This is a genomic window from bacterium, assembly GCA_040755795.1.
GTDB lineage: Bacteria > UBA9089 > CG2-30-40-21 > CG2-30-40-21 > SBAY01 > JBFLXS01.
In genome coordinates this window covers 1-1,719 of record JBFLXS010000622.1, presented here as the reverse complement: position 1 = coordinate 1,719, position 1,719 = coordinate 1, and the positions used below count along the sequence as shown (strand labels likewise).

The following is a 1,719-nucleotide window of genomic DNA, read 5'->3' as shown; positions in this document are numbered from 1 at the left end:
ATTGCTGAAATGAAGTCGTTGGCACATTTGAGATTAAATTACCACTCCCTGTCCATCTTAACAGCCATTTCTTCCCCGTAGATATTACTAAAGTATCATTTAAGGTTGTAAAATCGCATTTATCAACCTGAAGACTTGATGTTTTAACAATAGAAGCAAAAGCCAATCCTGAAGGTTCGTGAGATATTGTGAAACTATTTTTAATTGTATTACTTATTCCATCGTAAATCGTTATCTTTTTAGCAGTTTTATCGCAAGAAATAAGATTAGTGCCATCGTAGTAAATATCGTCAATATTGTCAGAGGTTATATAACTTCGGTCTATTAAACTGCTTTTTTGTTTATGGACAAAAATAGTTCCTAAATTTGTTTTTGCCCTAGCTACTTGATAATAAGCTGTTTCTTTTTTTTGCTGAAAAGCATAATAGATTATATTTTCAGTAGTATCAATTTGAAATTGAGGATATGGTTTATCATTAAGGTCAAGTATTCTATAAATAGAAGTTTCTGTAGAGGATGTTGGTGTCCAATCAATATTTATTGTTTTAACTTTCAAATTCCATTTAGTTGTGCTTGTATCGTAATATTGCCATATATGATATATAACATCTTCTACTAATAATTGCGGATTAGATAAATTAGTATAAGATGTATCTGTATCGGTTATAGTCATCCATTCTGTTCCATCAATATTTATTTTGGCTCTACCAATTTTATTAGTATCTTCTTGCCATACATAGTGTATTTTATTATCTTTTATATATAATTGAGGATTATCCCTTGTAGCAGTTGTTGTCGTTCTTTGCGTTGCTACAAATCCTGTGCCATCTAAATATGATACCCCAGTATAAATATGGTTATTTTCTATCCATATATAATATACCTTGTCGTTATAAATTTGAAATTGGGCTTTTGTTTTATCAATAGAAGAATTTGTTAGTTGACAACAATTAAAATCTGTATTATCAAGATTAGCCCATCCAAAAGCAACTTGTTTATAAGTGCTTTGTTGTGTTATCCATAAATAATATTTCTTTTCTTTATATATTTGAAATTGTGGAGTTTCAACATAATCAAAACTTCCTGCAAAAGTTAATTGTGTGTTTACAAAACTACTTCCATCAAGATTTCCAACAACTCCGTGAAGCACATAATTACCTGTAGGTGGACTACCAGTATCTTCAGCCCAAGTGCAATGAACTTTATTGTTATAAACTATAATTTGAGGACTTTTTTTATAATATGCACTAGTTTGTGTATGAATAATAGCAAAAGCTGTATCATCTGTATTCATTTTTGATACTCTAATTTGAGGCACTCCACTAATTACTTCTACATAAATAAAATATATTTCATCTTGATATTTATGAAATTGAAGCTCTGTTTTATCAACCGCTGAATCAGTTTTTACTGACGAAATAAATCTTCCATATCTTTCGTAATTACCAGAAATAAGATTTTTCGCATTATCACAAGAAAGACCTGTTGGGGCAATCCCTGGACTATCAAAACTTTCTGTTATTGTTGCTGATATTCCTGAATGATGATAAATCTTTGATGTTCCTTTATCACAACTCCAAAGGTCAGTGCCATCATAATAAAGCCCAGAAGGGTCTGAAGCAGGGGAAGCAAAAGATGAAGTTATTGTTGCTGATATTCCAGAATGAACCCTTATTTTATCCCCTGCATCATCACAAGAAATAAGATTATTGTTAGCAA

1 protein-coding gene is annotated in these 1,719 nt (G+C 30.7%); it reads right to left on the bottom strand.

The features are described from left to right. On the bottom strand, window positions 1-1,719 hold a 1,719-nt coding region (locus AB1414_20325; protein MEW6609760.1), incomplete at both ends, for a hypothetical protein.